This window comes from Nitrosomonas aestuarii (assembly GCF_003046585.1).
GTDB classification, from domain to species: Bacteria; Pseudomonadota; Gammaproteobacteria; order Burkholderiales; family Nitrosomonadaceae; genus Nitrosomonas; species Nitrosomonas aestuarii.
The window spans coordinates 24961-46756 of record NZ_QAAE01000017.1 but is presented as its reverse complement, the minus strand read 5'-3'; the positions used below and the strand labels follow the sequence as shown (position 1 = coordinate 46756).

General features: G+C 45.8%; 21 protein-coding genes. 14 read left to right on the top strand and 7 right to left on the bottom strand.

The genetic code is table 11. From position 1 onward, the window contains the following. Positions 1–18: 18 nt before the first annotated feature. Positions 19–1209, bottom strand: a complete 1191-nt coding sequence (locus tag C8R11_RS12650; RefSeq protein ID WP_342352476.1) for a hypothetical protein — start codon at positions 1207–1209, stop codon at positions 19–21. Between the two features lie 444 nt (positions 1210–1653). On the opposite strand from C8R11_RS12650, the gene C8R11_RS12640 reads away from it, so the two are divergent. The 7 genes from C8R11_RS12640 (at position 1654) to C8R11_RS12610 (ending at position 8359) form a co-directional block, all read left to right on the top strand. Beyond that, entirely contained in the window at positions 1654–2403 is a 750-nt protein-coding gene (locus tag C8R11_RS12640; RefSeq protein WP_107796015.1) for a 3-deoxy-manno-octulosonate cytidylyltransferase, read from the top strand. Between the two features lie 17 nt (positions 2404–2420). Continuing rightward, positions 2421–3182: an HpcH/HpaI aldolase family protein gene (locus C8R11_RS12635; protein WP_107796014.1), complete on the top strand. Its 762-nt coding sequence runs from the start codon at positions 2421–2423 to the stop codon at positions 3180–3182. A 17-nt stretch (positions 3183–3199) separates the two neighbouring features. After that, the gene (locus C8R11_RS12630) at positions 3200–4138 is read left to right on the top strand and encodes a phosphoglycerate dehydrogenase (protein ID WP_107796013.1); all 939 of its coding nucleotides are present in this window, start codon (positions 3200–3202) and stop codon (positions 4136–4138) included. Further along, on the top strand, positions 4128–5081 hold the full coding sequence (locus C8R11_RS12625) for an NAD-dependent epimerase/dehydratase family protein (RefSeq protein ID WP_107796012.1): 954 nt from the start codon (positions 4128–4130) through the stop codon (positions 5079–5081). The genes C8R11_RS12630 and C8R11_RS12625 overlap by 11 nt, the downstream gene beginning before the upstream one ends. 29 nt (positions 5082–5110) lie before the next feature. Then, positions 5111–5749, top strand: a complete 639-nt coding sequence (locus tag C8R11_RS12620; RefSeq protein WP_244907676.1) for an HAD family hydrolase — start codon at positions 5111–5113, stop codon at positions 5747–5749. Between the two features lie 6 nt (positions 5750–5755). Further along, positions 5756–6460 (top strand): 6-phosphogluconolactonase, encoded by a 705-nt coding sequence (gene pgl / locus C8R11_RS12615; RefSeq protein WP_107796011.1) that lies wholly within the window; start codon positions 5756–5758, stop codon positions 6458–6460. 441 nt (positions 6461–6901) lie between these two features. Further along, positions 6902–8359, top strand: coding sequence for a tetratricopeptide repeat protein (locus C8R11_RS12610; protein ID WP_107796010.1), 1458 nt, complete (start codon positions 6902–6904; stop codon positions 8357–8359). Between the two features lie 377 nt (positions 8360–8736). Here the strand turns inward: C8R11_RS12610 and C8R11_RS12605 are convergent, their stop codons facing one another. The 3 genes from C8R11_RS12605 to C8R11_RS12595 all read right to left on the bottom strand — a co-directional run bounded on the left by C8R11_RS12605 (position 8737) and on the right by C8R11_RS12595 (position 12578). Then, positions 8737–9555 carry an NYN domain-containing protein gene (locus C8R11_RS12605; RefSeq protein ID WP_107796009.1) on the bottom strand — a complete coding sequence of 273 codons (819 nt, stop codon included), beginning with the start codon at positions 9553–9555 and terminating at the stop codon, positions 8737–8739. A 213-nt stretch (positions 9556–9768) separates the two neighbouring features. Beyond that, complete coding sequence (locus C8R11_RS12600) at positions 9769–11973, bottom strand: RelA/SpoT family protein (RefSeq protein WP_107796008.1); 2205 nt, start codon at positions 11971–11973, stop codon at positions 9769–9771. Positions 11974–12239: 266 nt separating this feature from the next. After that, the gene (locus C8R11_RS12595; protein ID WP_107796007.1) at positions 12240–12578 is read right to left on the bottom strand and encodes a hypothetical protein; all 339 of its coding nucleotides are present in this window, start codon (positions 12576–12578) and stop codon (positions 12240–12242) included. A 151-nt stretch (positions 12579–12729) separates the two neighbouring features. On the opposite strand from C8R11_RS12595, the gene C8R11_RS12590 reads away from it, so the two are divergent. The 3 genes from C8R11_RS12590 (at position 12730) to C8R11_RS12580 (ending at position 14503) form a co-directional block, all read left to right on the top strand. Beyond that, positions 12730–13335, top strand: coding sequence for a hypothetical protein (locus C8R11_RS12590; RefSeq protein ID WP_107796006.1), 606 nt, complete (start codon positions 12730–12732; stop codon positions 13333–13335). Between the two features lie 124 nt (positions 13336–13459). Further along, complete coding sequence (locus C8R11_RS12585) at positions 13460–13660, top strand: YjfB family protein (RefSeq protein WP_107796005.1); 201 nt, start codon at positions 13460–13462, stop codon at positions 13658–13660. Between the two features lie 183 nt (positions 13661–13843). Then, positions 13844–14503 (top strand): peroxiredoxin, encoded by a 660-nt coding sequence (locus C8R11_RS12580; protein ID WP_107796004.1) that lies wholly within the window; start codon positions 13844–13846, stop codon positions 14501–14503. A gap of 90 nt (positions 14504–14593) precedes the next feature. Here the strand turns inward: C8R11_RS12580 and C8R11_RS12575 are convergent, their stop codons facing one another. Then, positions 14594–15523 carry a malate dehydrogenase gene (locus C8R11_RS12575; RefSeq protein ID WP_107796003.1) on the bottom strand — a complete coding sequence of 310 codons (930 nt, stop codon included), beginning with the start codon at positions 15521–15523 and terminating at the stop codon, positions 14594–14596. Between the two features lie 72 nt (positions 15524–15595). On the opposite strand from C8R11_RS12575, the gene C8R11_RS12570 reads away from it, so the two are divergent. Both C8R11_RS12570 and C8R11_RS12565 read left to right on the top strand, forming a co-directional pair. Next, on the top strand, positions 15596–16174 hold the full coding sequence (locus C8R11_RS12570; RefSeq protein ID WP_107796002.1) for a hypothetical protein: 579 nt from the start codon (positions 15596–15598) through the stop codon (positions 16172–16174). Continuing rightward, positions 16167–17342, top strand: a complete 1176-nt coding sequence (locus C8R11_RS12565; RefSeq protein ID WP_107796001.1) for a calcium-binding protein — start codon at positions 16167–16169, stop codon at positions 17340–17342. The genes C8R11_RS12570 and C8R11_RS12565 overlap by 8 nt, the downstream gene beginning before the upstream one ends. A gap of 37 nt (positions 17343–17379) precedes the next feature. Here C8R11_RS12565 and guaA read toward each other — a convergent pair whose 3' ends face one another. Next, a complete protein-coding gene (guaA, locus tag C8R11_RS12560) occupies positions 17380–18942 on the bottom strand; it encodes a glutamine-hydrolyzing GMP synthase (protein ID WP_107796000.1) in 1563 nt (520 codons plus the stop codon). A 12-nt stretch (positions 18943–18954) separates the two neighbouring features. Continuing rightward, complete coding sequence (guaB, locus tag C8R11_RS12555) at positions 18955–20418, bottom strand: IMP dehydrogenase (RefSeq protein WP_107795999.1); 1464 nt, start codon at positions 20416–20418, stop codon at positions 18955–18957. 193 nt (positions 20419–20611) lie between these two features. Between guaB and C8R11_RS12550 the strand changes: the two genes are divergently transcribed. Together C8R11_RS12550 and C8R11_RS12545 are read left to right on the top strand one after the other, a co-directional pair. Continuing rightward, positions 20612–21082: a DUF4124 domain-containing protein gene (locus tag C8R11_RS12550; RefSeq protein ID WP_090698957.1), complete on the top strand. Its 471-nt coding sequence runs from the start codon at positions 20612–20614 to the stop codon at positions 21080–21082. A gap of 27 nt (positions 21083–21109) precedes the next feature. Then, positions 21110–21748 carry a hypothetical protein gene (locus tag C8R11_RS12545; protein WP_107795998.1) on the top strand — a complete coding sequence of 213 codons (639 nt, stop codon included), beginning with the start codon at positions 21110–21112 and terminating at the stop codon, positions 21746–21748. Positions 21749–21796: the final 48 nt, after the last annotated feature.

Here is a 21796-nt window from a genome sequence, read left to right as displayed (position 1 = left end):
GTACCGTCTCAGTTTAGCTTATTGATCCTCATCTCGATCAATTTTTCCGGCTGATTCATGCAATAACGCTACATAGCGCTGCAAAACGTTTCCGTTCGGTACATCCAGAATTTCGTTCAAGAAGTGTTGACGATGCGTCTCATCATAAAAATGATCGCAACCATGCGTTAAAAAATGATTGATCTTTTCGTACACATCATCCCGGCAACGCAGTTCCGTTTCGGGCATGTAATGCGCTACGGTCGAGCTTCCCGCAATCAGATAATCCGCAGCCAATACGGGTTTTTTCGTTCTGACTGCTTCAAAAATTACAGAAGTAGCCAGATCAATAATAACATCCGCCCAGTTCATCAAATGTGTCGAATGCGCTTGATCATCGGCAATACTGACATTCGACAAGCGTTTAATCGTCTCATCTTTTGTCAGAGACTGCTTCCATCCGCTGCGTGTATGCGGCTTGATGACTATTTCTGTTCCAGGGAATTCCGCAATCATGTGAACAACTTCAGCGACTTCTTCCCAGAAAGTGGTAAAATTCGCTTTCCTTAGAAAGATGACAACTTTAAGCCGACTGTCTGAACGTGCTATGGGTGACGGCGGTAATATCTCAGGCAGTTTGGCCAGCCATTCTTCACAAAAACGCGGCGAGCCCAGTACAGCAATCTTTTTTTCATCGAGAAACGGACGAAAGCGTTTTGCACATAACTCATTAGGCACGACCAGACGATCAAAAATATTTGCGTTCGAGAACACGGTATCAGGCCCAATATGCCGTTCACCCCGGCGAATCAGCTGATTAATATGCGGACTGTCTCCATGCGGCAACGATATTACGCTAAGTTTCCGGGCATGCGCCATTTCTATCAGAATCTTTATCCATTCAACACTGATAACCGAATTTCTTTCAACCCAGTCAAAAGTGATGACGCCGCCACTGGTATTTTCAAAACACCGGGTTAACAATACCTCGGTTGTTTGCCGCCACAACCGCTCACGCCGCTTTTGATCATAACGCTCGGACAAGCGCTGTGCCAATACACCTAATAAGGGTAGGCGCCTGACGTTCCCGGTTAGCATGTACATCTGCAGACGCCACTTGATAAAGCGCCGCCAGCCCAGTACTTCTCTGATATGCGCGACATGCACACCGGGCAGTTGTTTTAAAAATTGAATGCGATAATCACGTCGAAATTTAATTGAACCAATCAAAACAACATTGCATTGATGTCCCGATTTCGCCCATTTGTAAATCACAGGTGTGATATGGTCTATATCATTATAATGACGAAGAAAAAATAGGGCTCTCATTCCCTGGACATGAATGTAAATGAATTAAAGATGGAGAACATTTTAAAATTTTGCTGATAATTGCAGCATAAACCACACCACGGAAATGCCCACAAAACAAACCGCGTCAATTCTACACGTGTGGTCATTACTTTGCCAGCTAACCACCAAAAGCAAGCTGTTACAGTCAATTCTTGACTCAAAACTGCAGCCATCCGGCAACTAAAAAAATGATTTCTTAATCTCATCAGTTTTCCTTCGAATAAATTTGCCCTATCCGGCAGATAAATCGGATAATAGCCCGTTATGTGAAAAAAACACGCAGGTTTAAATTCAATCAACACTTTCCAAAGCTATAATGAATCAATGAAAACAATCGCTGTTATTCCCGCGCGCATGGGCTCCACGCGTTATCCAGGCAAGCCGATCGCGCCACTTCTGGGCCGGCCCATGATAGAACATATTTATAAACGTGTGGCTTTAAGCAAAGCGCTGGACGCTGTCTACATTGCAACCTGTGACGAAGCCATTCGTTCAGCAGCAGAAAAATTCGGCGCACCCGTCATTATGACAGCTGACACACATGAGCGCGCAAGCGACCGGGTTGCCGAAGCGGTCGCTGACCTGGATGCCGATTTAATTGTCATGGTACAGGGCGATGAGCCGATGACACACCCGGACATGATTGATGCTGCAGTTGCGCCTTTTAAAGATGATCCGGAGCTTGGTTGCGTCAATCTGGTACGCCAGATTGATCAGGAAACGGATTTTCATGATCCCAACACCATTAAGGTTGTTATGGACCAGTCCAATAATGCCATTTATATGTCCCGTCAGCCCATACCGACACTTGCTAAAACCGGCTTCGGACAAACAGTCGCGCATAAACAAGTATGCATTATCCCATTTCGCCGTGAATTACTTTTCAAATATACCCATCTGCAACCCACTCCGCTGGAGCAGCTGGAATCTGTTGACATGCTGCGTCTGCTGGAACATGGCTACAAAGTCAAGATGGTACCGACTACATTCAACACTCAGGCAGTTGATACTGAGGCAGATCTGGCACGCGTTGCTAAACTGATGGAAAATGATCCATTGTTGTCCAGCTATTAATTCATATATTTAAGAAAATGCAGTTAAAATCAAAACTCACCCAATCCGCAGTCACCATCGGTTCCTGGATAACGCTGGGACACACAGCCATTGCAGAAATTATGGCCACGGCCGGTTTCGACTGGTTGGTGCTGGATATGGAACACAGCGTCCTGGAACTCAACGAAGTACAAAGCATCATTCAGGTGCTGGATGCCAGACAATGTCCGGCGATAGTACGACTAACTTCCAATCATCCTGATCAGATCAAACGTGTCATGGATGCAGGCGCCACGGGCATCATGGTACCGATGATCAAATCAGCCGCGGATGCCAAGGCGGCAATAGATGCAGTTTACTACCCGCCGCGTGGTGCGCGTGGTGTCGGCCTCGCCCGGGCACAGGGTTTTGGTGCCAGCTTTCCGGCTTATCAGCAATGGCTGGAACATAACGCGGTTATTGTCGCCATGATCGAACATATCGACGCGGTTAATGCGATTGATTCGATTCTGTCCGTTCCTGGCATTGACGCCTATATTATCGGTCCTTACGATCTGTCGGGCTCAATGGGTCGCCCTGGGGAAATCGATCATCCTGATGTGCAGACTGCCATTACCCGCATACTGGAAGCGGGACAACGCGCCCAAAAACCCGGCGGCATTCATGTAATCGAACCCAATCCGGAAGCATTGCAGCAGCGCATTGAATCTGGTTTTAATTTCCTTGGGTACAGTCTGGATATCCGCATTCTGGATTCCATCTGTCGCAATCACCTGCAATTGATACGTACAAAATTATAAATAATCCCACAGCTAACATGCATAAATTCGTCATATCCACATCCTCCTTCGATACCGATAACAATCCGATCGTCCAGCGCCTCATTCATGCAGGCTTACAACTCGTCACCAATCCTTATGGCCGCAGGCTGACCGAAGACGAAGCCGAAAATCTGCTGAGAGAAGATGTTATCGGCATGATTGCAGGTGTCGAACCACTCACTGAACGCGTCATTCAATCGGCAAAAAGCCTTAAAGTCATTTCTCGCTGCGGCACAGGCATGGACAGTGTTGATCTGGCTGCCGCAAAAAACAAAGGCGTCACTGTACTCAACACACCAGAAGCACCAGCGCAAGCCGTCGCCGAGCTCACTATGGGACTCATACTGGCCTGTCTGCGTCAAATCTGCAAGACTGATCAGCAAATCCGTAAAGGCGAATGGCCACGCACTCAGGGTAGCTTACTCGCCGCACAGACTGTTGGTCTGATCGGTTTGGGTCATATCGGCAAACGCGTGGCGAAACTATGCCGGGCTTTCGAAGCCAATGTTATTGCGCATGACCCCCATATCGACCAAGTGCCAGCCGGTGTAAAGCTCGTCACGATGGAACATCTTTTTGAAACCGCAGACATTATCAGTCTGCACACACCTTACAGCGCCGAATTGCATCATCTGCTGAACGCACAGGCTTTTGCACGTATGAAATCCGGCACACTGGTTATCAACGCGGCCCGTGGTGGACTGATTGATGAGCAGGCGCTTAAAATCGCGCTGGATAATGGCAAACTGGGTGCAGCAGCACTCGACGCTTTTGAACAGGAGCCATACCAGGGCGCGTTGTTCGAGTGCGACAATCTTATTCTGTCTTCGCATGTCGGTTCGCTGGCCAAAGAAGCACGTCAGCGTATGGAACTGGAAGCTGCAGAAAACTTACTTCACGGACTTGTCAAAAATGGCCTGATCAATGACGGATAGCGCGATATTCTCCCCGTCCAAACAAACAGTCATCGTTTTCGGTGCGAGCGGCTTTCTCGGCAGCCATGTCGCCGATGCACTCTCCGCTGCGGGCTATAAAGTACGCTTATTCGACCGCAGCCCCTCCCCTTTCCTGAAAGGGGATCAGGAAATGATCGTCGGCAATATCATGGATATTCAACAGGTGATTGATGCCGTTAAGGGTGCGGATATTGTCTACAACTTCGCCGCCATCGCCGATATCGATGAAGCGCATAACAAACCTGTTGAAACCGCCGCAATCAATGTGCTCGGCAACACCCACGTGCTCGAAGCCGCCCGACTGGCTAATGCACGCCGTTTTGTGTTCGCCAGCAGCGTGTATGTTTATTCGGAATCCGGTTCATTCTATCGGGCCAGCAAGCAGGCGTCCGAACGCTTCACCGAAACCTATCATGAACGCTATGGACTCGAATACAACATCCTGCGTTACGGCTCGCTGTACGGGCGACGCAGCGACCGACGCAACGGCATCTATCGCATGCTGCATGAAGCCATCACCCATCGCACCATCACCTACCAAGGCGGCGGCAACGCCATGCGCGAATATATTCATGTTGAAGATGCAGCACGCATGAGTGTACAGGTGCTTGCACCGGAATACGCCAACCGGCATTTAATTCTGACCGGACAGGAAAAACTGCGCATCCGCGATGTTATGACGATGATTTCTGAAATCATGCCGTGGCCGGTAGCACTTCACTTCGATGAAGCCAACACCGTGCACCATTATGAGATTACGCCTTACGCATTCCAGCCACGCATCGGCCGTAAACTGGTGCTCAACGAACATGTCGATCTCGGGCAGGGCTTGCTCGATTGCATCCGTGAAATTCATCAGGATTTGGAGCATGCAGATGAAAATGACGATGCCACACCGTCAACATCCGACAACCGGGCTTAAATATCATGACAGAAACTGCAAATATACTAATGACAGACTGGCAAGCGATTATTTTTGACTTTGACGGTGTTGTTGCAGAATCCGGCGAAATCAAGACACAGGCATTTGCAGAACTTTACCGTCCCTATGGTGAAGACGTGGTCGCTGAAGTCGTCAAATACCATACGCAAAATGGCGGCCTGTCACGCTACAACAAATTCCGTTATTTTCAACAACACTTGCTGAATGGACCGTCACTGACACCGGAAAAAGAAAAAGAACTGGATCGTCGTTTTTCCGAACTCGTGGTAGAAGCTGTTGTCGCCTGTGACGCGGTGCCCGGCGCTTATGAACTTATCCACCAGCAGGCCGAGAAAATGCCGCTTTTTGTCGCTTCCGGCACGCCGGAGGTTGAACTTAAGATTATCGTCGAACGACGCGGATTGTCACCCTATTTTAAACAAGTACGCGGCGCGCCCAAACTCAAAAAAACGCTGATCGCGGAAATCCTGTCCGATCATGCATTAAAAGCCGAATCAGTCTTGATGATTGGCGATGCCATGGCCGATTATGAAGGTGCACAGGCCAATGGGACCGCTTTCTTGGGCCGTGTGCGCCCCGGTGATGACAATCCGTTTCCGCCTGAAACAAAGGTAGTCCCTGATTTATGTTCTCTCGTCAGTCCATAGTCTGTTATGGAAAGAAATTATTGCACGGACATTGCGGAACTCGCCTACAGCTTCGCCGATTATGCTGCAGCCGTTTTGTCCAATGCACTTAAAAGTCAAAAAGCAGTCAGCCTCGTCGTCCCCGGCGGCAATACTCCTCGTTTTTATCTGCCCGCACTGGCGGCAAAATCACTCCCCTGGAACCGCATTACCGTTACCTTGAGTGACGAGCGCTGGGTGGATACCAAGTCAGAAGGCTCGAACGAATATCTGGTCAGAAAACATTTGCTGGCACATTTACCCGAACACGTAGAGGGTCAAGCGCAATTCATCGGACTCAAAACCAGGCATGACACTCCTGCCGAAGCTATCCCAGAGATCCAGCAGCGCCTGAAACAAATACCGCAGCCTTTTACTCTCACAGTACTCGGCCTTGGTGAAGACGGCCATATTGCATCACTGTTTCCTGGTTTGAAATTGCATGAAAAATATGAAGAAAGAAATGAACAACTCAGTTTTGCTGTTTATCCTCCCCTTGCTCCTTCCTCTCGTGTAAGTCTGTCACTCGAGGCACTGGCCAGCAGCGGGCATGTTATTCTCGTGGTAACCGGAAAAAACAAACGGCATTTATTGGACAACCTCACTGAACATCCTGATCCAAAGATACCTTTGGTTTGGTTACTACAGCACACTCAAGCACCAGTTGTAGTTTTTGAAACTGACCAGCCATAGTAGATTTGCTTAAACTCGACCGGTAATGATTCCATTGATACTATTGATATTCTTGGTACTTTTTTCTGAAACCATTCAGACACAGTCATAAAAACTCATACCGGGCTCTTTGTCCGGCAAACTCCAAGCCCCCAAACCCAATTGTTTCTCTCGCCTCTATCAATTCTGGCAATATATTCTGATACAATCTTTGAAATCTTCGTTAGTTCAGAATGAAGAGCCCTGCCAGACAAGAATAATTGATTATGCAAGGCTGGTGCAGATCACTGACACACAAACAGAGCATTAATCCTGTTCATTTTGATGATTGGAACCGTAAAAGTGTTAAATATTACAAACAGTACACCATCAGAAACACGACAAGCCACACATTACGACGACAATCAATACCAATAGAACCATAATCATCGATATTATCCATCCAAATCCAATTGAAAACTCATGACTACCTGTCGATTTATTTTTTTGCTCTTGTGTTATGTGTTAACAACAACCGTTGATGCCAGCCCGGAAGACCAGAAAACGGAAGAATGGTGCAGCCCGGCAGTCAACGTTACAAAAGAAAATATCACCATCAATTGTAATGGCATATCTCCAAAGGTTATAACACAACTGGAGAGATTGATCGTGCAAAAGAATGCAGATCTGGTCGGAGCAAAAACAGAAATCGATTATTGGTTAAAAAAATACAATGAATTAATAACTGATTTGACCAAGCGCCCGGCAACAGACAAATTGGCTGCCAAAGCGCGAGAATTGTTAGCAGAAGGTGAACTGAATGCAACTGAAGCATTATTGAAAGAGTCGTTTTCACAGAAATTAAAAGAACAAGATCAATTTTCTGAAGTCGCTGCCAGAAATGCTTACGATTTGGGCTCGATCAAAGAATTGCAACTAGCCTACCGTGAAGCACTTGATTATTATGAAAAGGCCATCTCCATTCAAGCTGATAATGCGCTGTACTTGAATGAAATCGGCTTGTTACATTTTAGGCTCGCTCATTACAAGCAAGCCATTGAATACCTTGAGCCTGCATTGGCAGGCAATCTTAAGTCCTACGGAGAAGATCACCCCAAAGTGGCAACAACCCGAAATAATCTGGGTTTAGCATGGCATTCTTTAGGCGAATTCCACAAGGCCATCAATTACTATGAGCTTGCACTGGCAAGCGATCTTAAGACCTATGGAGAGAATTACCCTAATGTAGCATCCATTCGAAACAACCTGGGTTCGGCTTGGTTTTCATTGGGTAAATTCCACAAGGCGATTGAGTATTATGAACAGGCGCTGACACAGGGCATTAAGACCCATGGAGAAAATCATCCTGATGTCGCAATAACACGGAACAACCTGGCTTCTGCATGGAATTCACTAAAAGAACACCGCAAGGCAATTGAATATTATGAGCTTGCGCTGGCAAGCGAACTCAAATCCTACGGAGAGAATCACCCTAATGTGGCATCAACCCGCAACAATTTGGGTTCGGTGTGGAATTCACTAGGTGAACACCGCAAGGCGATTGAGTATTATGAAATTGCACTGGCAAGCAATCTTAAAACCTATGGAGAAAACCATCCCAGTGTCGCTAGAAATCGAAACAATCTGGGCTTAGCGTGGAATTCACTAGACGAGCACCACAAGGCAATTGAATATTTTGAACTTGCGCTGGCAAGCGACCTTAAGACCTATGGAGAGAATCATCCCAGTGTAGCAACACGCCGAAATAACCTGGGCTTGGTATGGTATTCATTGGGAGAATACTACAAGGCAATTGAGTATTATGAACTTGCACTGTCTACACTAGAAAAATCCCTAGGAAAAAATCATCCAAATACAATAAAAACACTAAGAAATCTGGATACTGCTCGAACTGCCTTGCACGAACCATTTAGAGATTGACTACAAGTTTCAGACAATAAAAATCATACAGAATTATTAATTTCAGAGCGATTGTTATTTGTATTAGCCCAAATCTGAATCCCGGGCAACAATCAGCACGTATTTAACACTTATGGAGTTATCATTCTTATTTTTACTTTTACCCATTTAATCTAATGGTTACCGTCTTTTTCAATCTAAAAAAACAAGGATACTTTTGCGATTTCATTTTTGGCAAATCAAGTTCAACCTTCCCAATCAGGCATTTTTGAAAAGTTCTGTATATTATTAGTAGACTTTTCAGCGTCTATATTTTAATTCTGTTCCCTTATTTACGTTCATTGACAAAAAGAACAGGCCTTGAATCGGAAATGTCTGTTACCAACCACAACACCGCTCTATTCCTCTTGAACAATACTTTTAATTATATAACCGCCTGATTTATCATCATATTCAAGATTAAGCAGTTTATTTTCCTGTGCGGCTTCCAGCAATTTCCCAAAGGTACGAAATCCATGATAGGTTTCGTTAAAACCTGGTTTACGCCGTTTCAGCGTTTGTTTGACCATTGAACCCCATACTTTTTCCTCTTCGCCGCGTTCTTCAAACAAGTCTTCGACCGTCTCCATAACCAGATCCAGTGCCTCCTGCTGCTTATCCGCTTCCGACTTCGGCACTGTTGGTGCTACTGCTTTTTTAACTGCTGGTGTTTTGCGCTTGGCTTTGCGTTGTTTTCCTGCTTCTCTAATTAAATCATCATAATAGATAAATTCATCGCAATTGGCGATCAACAAATCGGAAGTGGACTTTTTGACGCCGACACCGATAACCACCTTATTGTTTTCTCGCAGTTTACTCACTAAGGCCGAAAAGTCGGAGTCTCCACTGATAATCACAAAAATATCGACGTGCGATTTTGTGTAGCAAAGATCAAGTGCATCCACGACCATCCGGATATCGGCTGAATTTTTGCCTGATTGACGCACATGTGGTATCTCGATCAGCTCAAAAGCCGCCTCATGCATGCCCGCTTTAAACTCCTTGTAGCGCTCCCAGTCGCAATAGGCTTTTTTGACAACGATATTGCCTTTAAGCAACAAACGCACCAGCACCAGCTTGATATCAAATGCCGCATACTTTGCGTCACGTACACCCAATGCGATATTTTCAAAATCACAAAACAAGGCCATATTCCGGGTCTTGGGATCTGCGTTCATACCATGCTCCCAACTGAAAAATTTATCACAGTCTATTTATCACTCCGGTCCGTTAAGCAGTCACCGTTGATGCCAAAATAAAAATCCAGCACATGGCAATAACAATTATCAAAAGTCGTAAACGCGGAAAACTAAACGGCTAAAACTGTTTTTAAGCGTCACGACAACACTCACTGTATCATCTATTTCATTTCGCTTCCGCAGCTTTGCCTTTTACCGGTTTCTCCGCCCCGTCACCGTCACACCGGGAAGTTCCTTTAGCAGCGCCAGCACCCGGCTCAGTTGTTTTATTTCATTGACTTCTAGCGTTAACTGTATATTTGTCATACTCCGTCGGGTTTGTGTATTCATCGCAACAGCATTTACTTTCTCCCGAGACAAGATTTCGGAAATATCGCGCAGTAACCATTGCCTATCATGAGCCCTGATTTCCACATCCACCGGAAAAGCTTTGTCATTAATTGTCCCCCAGTCCGCTTCAACAATACGGTCAGCATTTTTACGCAATAACTGCGGCATATTAAGACAATTCTGGCGATGGATAGAAATACCGCGTCCGTGCCGGGTTACAAAACCAACGATAGGATCGGGCGGAACGGGTTTACAACATTTGGCCAGTACTGAAAGTAGCCCACCGACACCATTGACCAAAATTTCTTCGCCTGTTTGTTGTGAAACCGGGCGCTTAGTCGATTTTCTGTCCATAAGCATGTCCGGCTGCGCTGCAGCAGACACTATTTGTCCGGTCAGAATCTTTTCCAGTTGGTGCTGACTGATCTCACCTTTGGCGACAGCCATGAAAAAATCGTTCGGTCTCGGAAAATTAAATTGAGCAGCAAGTTTATCCAGGCTCATTGCCGTTGCACCATGGCGCTGCAGTAATTTTTCCACAATTGTCCGGCCTTGCACCAACGTTGTTTTGAGTACCTGATGATTAAACCACTGCCTGACCTTGGATCGCGCGCGAGGGCTTTTCAGATAGCCCAACGCATCATTTAACCAGTCGCGGCTTGGTCCACCCGCTTTGGCCGGCAGAATTTCCACTTTCTGTGCGTTTTGTAATTGATAATCCAGCGCAACCATCACCCCATCAACTTTTGCGCCACGACAGCGGTGTCCAAGGTCGGTATGTACATGATAAGCAAAATCCAATGGTGTCGCACCCTTCGGCAAAGCGATCACGTTGCCTTGCGGAGTCAGCACATATACCGAATCTTCAAATAACGCCGTTTTAAAATGCTCAGCCAATTCTCCATCATCCGAGACATCGTCTTTCCATTCAAGAATCTGGCGTAACCAGGTGATTTTCTCCTCGTAACGCGCGTCACGCGTTGATCCTTCCTTGTAACGCCAGTGCGCAGCAACACCCAGTTCGGAATGACGATGCATTTCATGCGTACGGATCTGAATTTCCACCGCTTTATTTTCCAAGCCGGTAACCGCAGTATGCAATGAACGGTATCCATTGCTTTTGGGTTTGGCAATGTAATCATCAAATTCTTTCGGAATGGGTATCCACATGCTGTGCACAATTCCCAGTGCAGCATAGCAATCTGATATATCATCCACCAGAATGCGCACCGCGCGTGCATCATAAATCTCACCGAAATCCAGATCCTTGCGTTTCATCTTCTTGTGGATACTGTAAATATGCTTGGGTCGACCGTTAACAGCCGCACGGATACCGGCCTGTTGCAACGCACGCTGTAATTCCGCAACGACTAAGGCAATATACTGTTCCCGGCTGACGCGTGTTTCCTCCAGCAAACGGGCGATTTTTTTATATCGTGCCGGCTCGAGTATGCGAAAGGACAAATCTTCCAGTTCCCATTTGACTTGCCATAAGCCTAACCGATTGGCCAACGGTGCGAAGATATCCATGGTTTCAAATGCAATATCCATACGCTCAGGAATATCAGTTGATACAACATACCGCATGGTTTGTGCACGGCTTGCGAGCGTGATGACGACAACACGAATATCTTCTGCCATCGCCAGCAGCATTTTACGCAACGCCTCTACCTGCGTAACATGTCCAGCCAGATTGTTTCTGAAACCCAGAGCTTTAATACGCGCCATGCGCGCCACACCCTCAACCAGATGCACAACCGTTGGATTAAAATCGGTGTGCAGCTGATTTGCATAGTCATCCAGATAATCCGGCATGGCATGCAGGATACCGGCCGCCAGCGTATCGGTATCGACCTTCAGTGAGGCCAGGATCGTAACCGTTCCCAGCATATGATGAATTACTTGCTCACCCGATGACAGACGTTGACCGTCATAGTATTGCCAAACATAATCCAGCGTGTTCCTAAGCAGCGCATTGTCACTGGATGAAAGCCGGGCTGCTATTGATTCAAGCCATGTAGCAATTTCCATATTACTGGCACAAGAAGCATGCGTCGAAGTGATCATTCAATTTGAGTTATGTTGTTATTCATATATTTTTGTAAATAAGGGCGTATTGCCGCTGTGCAAGTAATATTTATAATTTTATCAGACAGGGCGGCAAAGCGAAAAAATACGCCGTCAAAAGACGGCGTTTAATTTCAGACAGGAGGAGAAATTGCCTGAGAAGAGCTGTGAACAAGTACTTTTTGCTTAACAAACCAACTAAACCAATCCGACAACAGAGTACGCTTGCAATCAACCGTTACCAGACTTGATTATCAGCTTGCTTATCAGTGACGGAACATAAAATGTCCTATATCCGTAGAAATATCGAACATCACATTTGGCGGATAAGCATAAACAGGCGGCGGTGCATAAACGGGCGCAGGCGCCGGATAATATATTGGCTGAGGATAATAAGCCTGATTGTAATAGCCACGCGGTTGATTATAAATCACTGTATATCCGTCATGATAGTGATGATGATGATGGTGCCCATGATGATGGTGACGATGTTTATGATGACCGCGACCAGCTTCGGCCAACGTGGATACGCTTAGCGTCAACCCCAATACCATCACCCATAACAAACTGGCTGGCATAAAACTTTTTGTTATTGTTTCTTTCATCATACACCTCCATTACAGTTAATTTATCGAGTCCGTTGCTACTATGGCGTCATTCTATAAAGACCTACCTGAATGCTAACTGAATAAAACGCCGAATCAGTTCTGCCTGATATAAAATCATCTTTTTTGCATGTATTGAAAAAGGATTTTTATGCTACCCACGACCAGAGTGTCATCCCGCAGATTTCAGCTGATAATCGGAATCAGCATTTTCGCCGCTTTCATCATGTTCGGTGCGCTTTTACAGGTCAGCTCGCAGGGAGATTCATCTGAAACCTACCCCAAAGGTTTTCGTGGTACTACCTGCACCATTGAAACCGAAACTTTGACAATCGGTTATTCCAGCTATTATCTTTCCGATGACTACGAAGTCTCTGAAGATGAGCCAAGAACACCTTACATACCCGTTCAATGCGGCAAAATACCGCAGCCCGGCACGTTGAATATATCGATTGATCTGCTGCATCCGGATGCGATACGTGATGTTTCGCTGGCGCTGCGTCTGGTTAAATTAACATTGCTTGAAGATCAAAACCATGAAGAGCATGAGATCTTTTCCATCCCGGCACGAACACACCCGTCAGGAGTAATCACACAGGTTTTCAGACTTGATGAAATTGGAAATTATTATGTCTACCTGGATGGTAAAAGCACCGACAACATTCATTATTTAGCCAGGGTTCCGATTACAGTTGGACATGACTGGCGTGATAATGTAAGAAACTTTTTACCGCCGCTTTTTAGAAAATATTTATAAGAGGTTGGGTACTAACCTACACCACAATTCAAAAACAAACCATCATCGGATCAGTCACTCAATTAACTTACTTTAAATGCCGTTAACAGTGGCATGTAAAACATATCACTTAAAAGGAGGTTTTATGAATGTTACCGGTATAGCCAGCACGGCAACCGCGATGAGTGAGGCCTATATCCAACAGGCTTCCGGCACGGCAGTTTTTAAAAAAGCGCTTGATATCAGTTCTGAAAATGCCATGGCTTTAATTGAAGCAATTCCAGATAACACACCCGCGCAGAATTTACCCTCACATCTGGGACAAAACATTAATACCATCGCTTAGATTTACAATCTGTTTGCCATGACAGCGCTGCTAGAGAGCAGTGCTGTTTTTAGTTAAAAGTACGCCACAACCCCTTTCCATTTGTTCAACTGTTACAGTCGCGTTAAACTGTCGGTTCAATTTACTGAACAATATTTCATGATTTCATCTGTCAAAATATCACCGTAAACAAAGGAGTTTATTATGGCGTTACGCATTAACGATCAGGCACCTAATTTCCAAGCAGCAACTACACAGGGCAAAATCGATTTCCATGAGTGGATTGGAGATGGCTGGGCGGTATTATTTTCACACCCGAAGGATTTCACGCCTGTCTGCACCACTGAATTAGGTTATATGGCCAGTATTCAGTCTGAGTTTGATAAACGAAATACCAAAATTATCGGCCTCAGTATTGACCCGCTCAATGATCACGAAAAATGGTTGAAGGATGTTGAAGATGTCGGTGGATCATCGATTCAATATCCGGTTATTGCTGATACCGACCTGCATATTGCCAAGCTATATAACATGTTTCCTGCAGATGAGACCGGTTCTGCTGAAGGCCGCACAGCATTGACAAATGCAACTGTACGCTCGGTCTTTGTCATTGGTCCTGATAAAAACATCAAACTGATGATGACATACCCCATGACGACGGGACGGAACTTTAACGAAATTTTACGCGTAATTGACTCCATGCAATTAACAGCCAGGCACAAAGTTGCTACCCCTGTAAACTGGCAACGAGGTGAAGATGTGATTATCGTGCCTGCAGTTAGCAATGAAGAAGCTGAGAAGGTTTATCCTGATGGTTGGGAAACTGTGAAACCTTACCTCAGAAAAGTAAAACAACCCAAGTAGTCTTACTGTAGTGACTTAAGAAAGCATTGTCGTGCAGGTAAGATTTGAGAAAATTTTTATCCTGCACGACAGTAGGCCTGTGACTTGCCACTATACCGATTTATTATTTTCAGCATTAATCAGGTTGTTAATATTGTCTTTGATTAATTTCGCAGATTTCCCTAAAGCGTTTTTTTCAATCTGATTCAGATTAGGGTGTAAGTGTCTGATAATACCGGCACGACCAACGACCACAGGAATGCTGAAACAGTTATCTTCAATGCCCTGCCATTCTTTGAAATAGGTACTTAGTGGCATGGTTCTATGGTCGTCATACGCAATGGTTTTAAGCACTTCACAAGCAGCGGTTGCAATCGCAAAGTTAGTGTAGCCTTTCAAATTATAAACATCAAAACCGGCTTCGGTGACTTCATGAAAAATTCGGCGATGCGCAGGATTATCGGCGATGCGTTCGCTGCCTGCGAAAGCATTACTGAAAACCGGAAACTGATTTGGCCCATGCTCCCCCAGAATATAAGTACGCAAGTCATCAGGATGGATCCGTTCTTCAATTGACAACAACACTCTAAAGCGGGCTGAATCAACCAGTGTGCCCACCCCCATTATTCTTGAAGACGGCAATCCAGCCAACTGTGTAGCTAGATAAGTCAACACATCGACGGGGTTGGAGATGATAACTAAAAGCGCCTGAGGATTGTTCCTCACCAGGAGCGGAATCAATTTTTTGAATATTTCGACATTAGCCACCCCCAATTCCATTCGGCTAGCCATTTTCCCCTGTCCTTTCGCGGAGGCCGTAATTACCAGAATGTCACTGTCTTTGACATCTTCAATCGCACTGCTTTCAATAGTCATCGGGCGTTCACAAAACGACAGGGTATGCTGTAAATCCAGCACATCGCCTTGTGCTTTGGTAAGATTCCGGCCGGCCAGAACCAGGTGGTTACATAAACCTTGCAGCACCACGGCATACGCAATTGTCGAACCAACCTGTCCGGTCCCAATAATAGTGATCTTCATGTTGCAATAACCTCGTCGATATTGATATATAATTGATGCAGTATTTTCATGCGTATATATTAATGCACCCAGATGAAGCTGTTTAATATATTGTTGTTGATTGTCATAACCACCATAGCAGCAACTGTTTACGCTGAAAAAAAAGACCCTGTCAAGTTGAAGTTTGAACAAATAAGCAAACAAGCGGTCGACTCGCTACTGAATGCCCATGGCACACCGGGCATCATCACTTCCAGCTGGAAAAAAGCGCATGATAAATTTCCATCGAAATTACCCAAAGGTGAAATTGCAAAATATGATCTGAATGATGATGGTATCGATGAAGTTTTTTTATATCTCTCCGGTTCCGGCCTCTGCGGCAGCGCCGGTTGTCATCTGATCATTTTTCAACACAATGCCACGCTTAAAAGACTTGCGTATAAAACAACGCGCAGCGGGACTAACGATATTTTCATACTCGAAGGTTTGAGTGACGGTCATCGCAATATTGCAATCCGGTTAACACATTATGAAAAAGACAATACTATCGAGAAAAACGGCAGCAATCTTTCCGGGGTGAAGAAATACACCCTATATTACTGGAAAAACGGCAACTTACGACAAACAAACCAGACAATACTACTGCAATCTTTGGAAGATCACCGTGATTAATACATATCAGGATTATTTTGACACGCTCGGCTTCAGGGAGTCATCAAGCATACCAGGCGGCGTCCAGAACTATGACACCGAAAACGCATTCGGCTTTATCGGTAAGTATCAATTCGGTGAAGCCGCACTTTTTGATCTGGGATACTACGGTATCGACCAGAGTGATAGTAATTTATTCAGAAATAACTGGACAGGTAATTGGTCCGGCAAAAACGGTATCAACAGCAAGCAGGACTATTTCAATAATGGCACAGTCCAGGAAATCATCGTGCGCGACTGGCATAATATGTTGTGGAGCAGAATAAAATTCCTGGAACTCGATAAATACGAGGGGCAGATTCTCAATGATCAACCCATAACAGCGTCCGGCATGCTGGCCGCCGCACATCTGATTGGCGCTGGCAGCCGTTCATCGGATACCGCTGGTTTGAAAGGATACCTGTTATCCGGCGCGGTTTTCAGTCCTGAAGATGCCAATGGCACCAGTGCCAATGATTACATGCAGGTATTCTCAGGCTTCCAGACTCCTTTTGCTGTTGACCATAACATCGCCGAGATCATTGAAGGCGGCTCCGGAAGGGATATACTCTCGGGTTTTGGCGGAGATGACACGCTCATTGGTAACGACGCGATCGACGCAGCTATCTATACCCGTCAATCTGCCGATTACATACTGGAAAAACATACTGATGACGTCTGGACTATTAACCATAAGAATAGTGGCACAGATGGCACCGATACAATCGTGAATATTGAACGTATCCAGTTTTCGGACAACTCGGTTGCGCTTGATCTGGATGGTCATGCAGGCCAGACAGCCAAATTGATCGGCGCAGTTTTCGGCGCGGAATCCGTATTAAACAAACAATTTGTCGGTATCGGATTACGCTTTCTCGATGACGGCACAAGCTATGAAACATTAATGCAACTCGCAATTACTGCAGCACTGGGCGCTGATGCAGTCAACCACACGGCAGTTGTCAACCTGTTATATGAGAACATCGCCGGTTTTACACCTTCCGCTGCTGAAGAAACCCGCTTTGTTGCGTTACTGGATTCGGGCACGCATACGGTCGCATCCCTGGGTATTTTGGCTGCTGAAACAGGATTAAATCAAGACAACATCAATCTTGTTGGACTGTCACAAACTGGTCTAGAGTACTTCTAGAGTACTTTTAGTGCCCGCCCCACAAAATCGATTTCAATTATTCCCACTCGATCGTAGCCGGGGGTTTTCCGGAAATGTCGTACACCACCCGGTTAATACCGCGAATCTCATTAATAATGCGGTTGGACACCTTACCAAGTAACGAATAAGGCAACTCAGCCCAGTTAGCGGTCATAAAATCCTGGGTTTCTACTGCGCGCAATGCGATGACATATTCATAGGTACGGCCATCACCCATCACACCCACCGATTTAACCGGCAGAAAAACAGCAAATGCCTGCGATGTCTTTTCATACCAGCCGGAACGTTGCAGTTCTTCTATAAAAATCTGATCGGCCTGTCTGAGTAATTCTGCATACTCATATTTCACTTCACCCAGAATTCGCACGCCGAGTCCAGGGCCAGGGAACGGATGACGAAAGACCATTTCACGTGGCAGGCCCAGTGCCAGCCCAAGTTCGCGCACTTCATCCTTGAAAAGTTCACGCAAGGGTTCAAGTAATTTCAAATGCAGCGTTTCCGGCAAGCCACCAACGTTATGATGCGATTTAATGGTATTAGCCTTTTTAGTCTTTCCTCCTGCTGATTCAATCACATCCGGATAAATAGTACCTTGTGCCAGCCACCTGACATCAGTAATCTTCGCCGATTCAGCCTGGAAAATCTCCACAAATTCACGGCCAATGATACGGCGTTTATCTTCCGGGTCGGCAACGCCTTTTAGTCGGTCGAAAAAAATCCGACTGGCATCGACATGAATTACTTTTACCGCCAGGTGGCTGGCAAATGTACCCATAACCTGCCTGGCTTCGTGCGCGCGTAGTAACCCATTGTCGACAAAAACACAGGTCAGCTGATCACCAATCGCGCGATGGATCAATGCTGCTGCAACCGAGGAATCCACACCGCCCGACAAACCCAGAATAACCTGGTCATTCCCCACGTTTGCGCGGATTCTACCAATTGATTCCTCGACATAATCGGGCATATTCCAATCATGACCAAGGTTACATATTTCATGTACAAAACGGGCAATAATGGCTTTGCCTTGCAGAGTGTGCGTGACTTCAGGATGAAACTGTATACCGTAAAAGTGGCGCGTTTCATCGGCCATTGCCGCGATCGGTGCGGCAGCATTAAACGCCATCACCTGAAAACCCGGCGGCAATGCTTCCACTTTGTCGCCATGACTCATCCAGACATCCAGAATATTTCGACCGTCAGGCTCATAGTGATCCACAATATCTCTTAACAACACACCGTGTTCGGTGGATGCAATTTCCGCATATCCGAATTCTCGTATCACGGCACTCTCAACGCAGCCACCCAACTGAGCTGCCATAGTCTGCATGCCATAACAGATACCCAACACGGGAATACCGAGCTCAAAGACAATCTGCGGCGCTCTCGGGGTTTCTTTTTCAATAACGGAAGCCGGCCCACCCGATAATATAATGCCCTGCGGAGCAAAATCTTTGATGAACGCCGGCGTTACATCATATGGATGCAGCTCGCAGTAAACATTTGCTTCACGTACACGGCGGGCGATAAGCTGCGTATACTGGGATCCGAAGTCCAGGATGAGTATTTTCTGGTGCATGGTAAAAAATTTTTATTTGACGTGATAATTGGGCGCTTCTTTCGTGATTTGCACATCATGAACATGCGATTCACGCACTCCCGCAGCAGTAATTTCGACAAATTCCGCTTTTTCATGAGCTTCCGAAATACTGGCACATCCGAGGTAGCCCATGCTTGAACGCACACCACCCATAAGTTGATGAATAACCAGGGCAGTACTGCCTTTAAAAGGCACGCGCCCTTCCACGCCCTCAGGCACTAGCTTATCATTGTTTTTTTGCTCTTTTTCCTGGAAATAACGATCGCTGGAACCTTGTTGCATGGCTGATAACGAACCCATGCCACGATAAGTTTTATAAGACCTACCCTGGTACAATTCGATTTCACCAGGCGACTCGGTAGTGCCTGCCAGCAAGCCACCCAGCATCACCAGATCAGCACCCGCCGCCAGCGCTTTGGCAATGTCGCCCGAATATCGAATCCCCCCATCCGCAATAACCGACACACCTGTTCCTTTGAGTGCTTCCGAAACATTATGAATCGCTGTAATCTGCGGCACACCAACCCCTGCAACAACACGTGTGGTGCAAATCGAGCCAGGACCTATACCCACCTTGACGGCATCTGCGCCGCAGTCAACCAACGCTCTCGCGGCATCTGCAGTGGCCACATTGCCGCCGATAACCTGAATATCCGGGTAGCGTTTCTTAACCCAGCTAATACGGTCAAGCACACTCTGGGAATGCCCATGCGCGGTATCTACAACGATCACATCCACTCCGGCTGTTACCAGGGCTTCGGTACGCTCATCGCTGCCTTCTCCGACACCTATAGCTGCGCCCACACGCAGACGTTCCTGATCATCCTTGCAGGCCAGCGGATATTCTGAAGTTTTGGTGATATCCTTAACGGTAATCAGGCCTTTCAATTCAAACTGCTCGTTGACCACCAGCACCCGTTCCAGACGATGCTTATGCAGCAGGTCCATCGCTTCTTCGCGCGTGGTATTTTCACCGACTGTCACCAGCCTTTTTTTCGGCGTCATGATATTTTTGATGGGCTGATCGAGATTCGTTTCGAAACGAAGATCCCGATTGGTTACAATCCCGACTACTTTTTTCCCGTGCACAACAGGCAGACCGGAAATTTTGTGAGCACGAATCAACTCCAGCACTTCGCGCACCGTCATATTCTGCGGTATAGTGATCGGGTCTTTGACGACACCGCTTTCAAAACGTTTGACTTTGGCTACCTGGGCGGCCTGGGATTCAATTGACATATTCTTGTGCAAAATGCCAATACCCCCTTCCTGCGCAATAGCAATAGCCAGTTCCGCCTCTGTAACAGTATCCATAGCAGCGGATACCAATGGAATATTCAGTGAAATAGATCGTGTAAGTTGTGTTGCCAGGCTGACTTCTCTTGGTAAAACAGATGAATACGCGGGAACCAGCAAGACATCATCAAAAGTGAGCGCTTTTTGAATTAACTGCATATTGAATAACAATCCTTTGCAAAGCAGTATTATATCTAAATCGCATGTTATTTTTACAGCAATTCACACAATGAATGACATATTTCTCGAATTATTCGCGCTTTAACGTTTATCTTATGATCGTTTAATCCGTAAGCAATACTGTTAATGTTCATAATGTTGCCATTTATTGATTTGCTTTTTTGGAGAAAAAATGCGTTATTTAATACCCATCCTCTCATTAATATTTTTTAGCATGTTAACGCATGCCCAGGTTTACAAGTGGGTTGATTCAAATGGGAAAACCCAATATTCCGATCAACCACAACTGACAAATACCGGGCAAAAAAAACAGGAATTAAAAATTCAATCGGCACCCACGCCCTTACCCACAACGAATACTGAAAACAAAGAAGACGCCGGAAACGCCAAGACACTTGCTGATGAAAAGCTGGAATTCGAGAAGCGCCGCGAGGAAAGACTCAAAATGGAAGTACAACTCAAGGAAAAAAAAGCGGAAAATAAGCAGAAATGTATTGACTCCCAAAGCAGATTAAGAGTATTTTTGGAATCACCACGTCTGCGAATGCCTGATGGTAAGGGCGGCATTATTTATGCTGACGATACGCTACGGCAACAAAAAATTGATGAAGCAAACGAGGCAATCAATACTTTTTGCCAGTAATTCATTACAGCAATATACCGTGCATAAATGCAACGCGCTTTATTAAAAATAATTCCAATCTTATTTTCTGTGTTGTTATTTTCAAGCGCTGTATCGGGAGATACAGCGCTGCAAACGCATGATGATAACCAAATCAGCAATCGGCAATTACTGCAGGCCGTTCATACGCTGGAACAGAAAGCTGCAAGAGAATCGCAGACCATCCAGATACTGAATGAGCGGATTAAACAATTGGAATTAAAAGTCGCCACACTTAATTCAATTCTTCTTGGACAGCAATTACCGAATCAGGGCAACACCCAATCCCAAGCGCCGGGCAAACCTGTTCAGGCCACAGACAGCCCGGCAACAAACATACCCCCGGACAACAGCGAGTCTGCCAATAAGCTATTCAGCATTAAGGACTTGCAAGATAGCATTACCAATCATTTGGCACCTGTTTTAGGCGGATTAATGGCCATTCTTATATTGTTAATCGTGCTGCGTTTCTATCAAAGAAAACGTAGTATGCAATCCGCATCGAATGACGAAGCAATCTTCGCCACAACGACATCTGACATTCAAAATCCGATCCGGACCAACGAAAAAAACGCACTGGTCGCCCAAAAACTGGCTGCTTTAAGAACGGCAGTTAAAAAAGGTAAACAGCGGCGGCATCAAAAATAATCTGCGCCGATTGATGGAAACCTGGCGATTACTGATCCAGCGAAGACC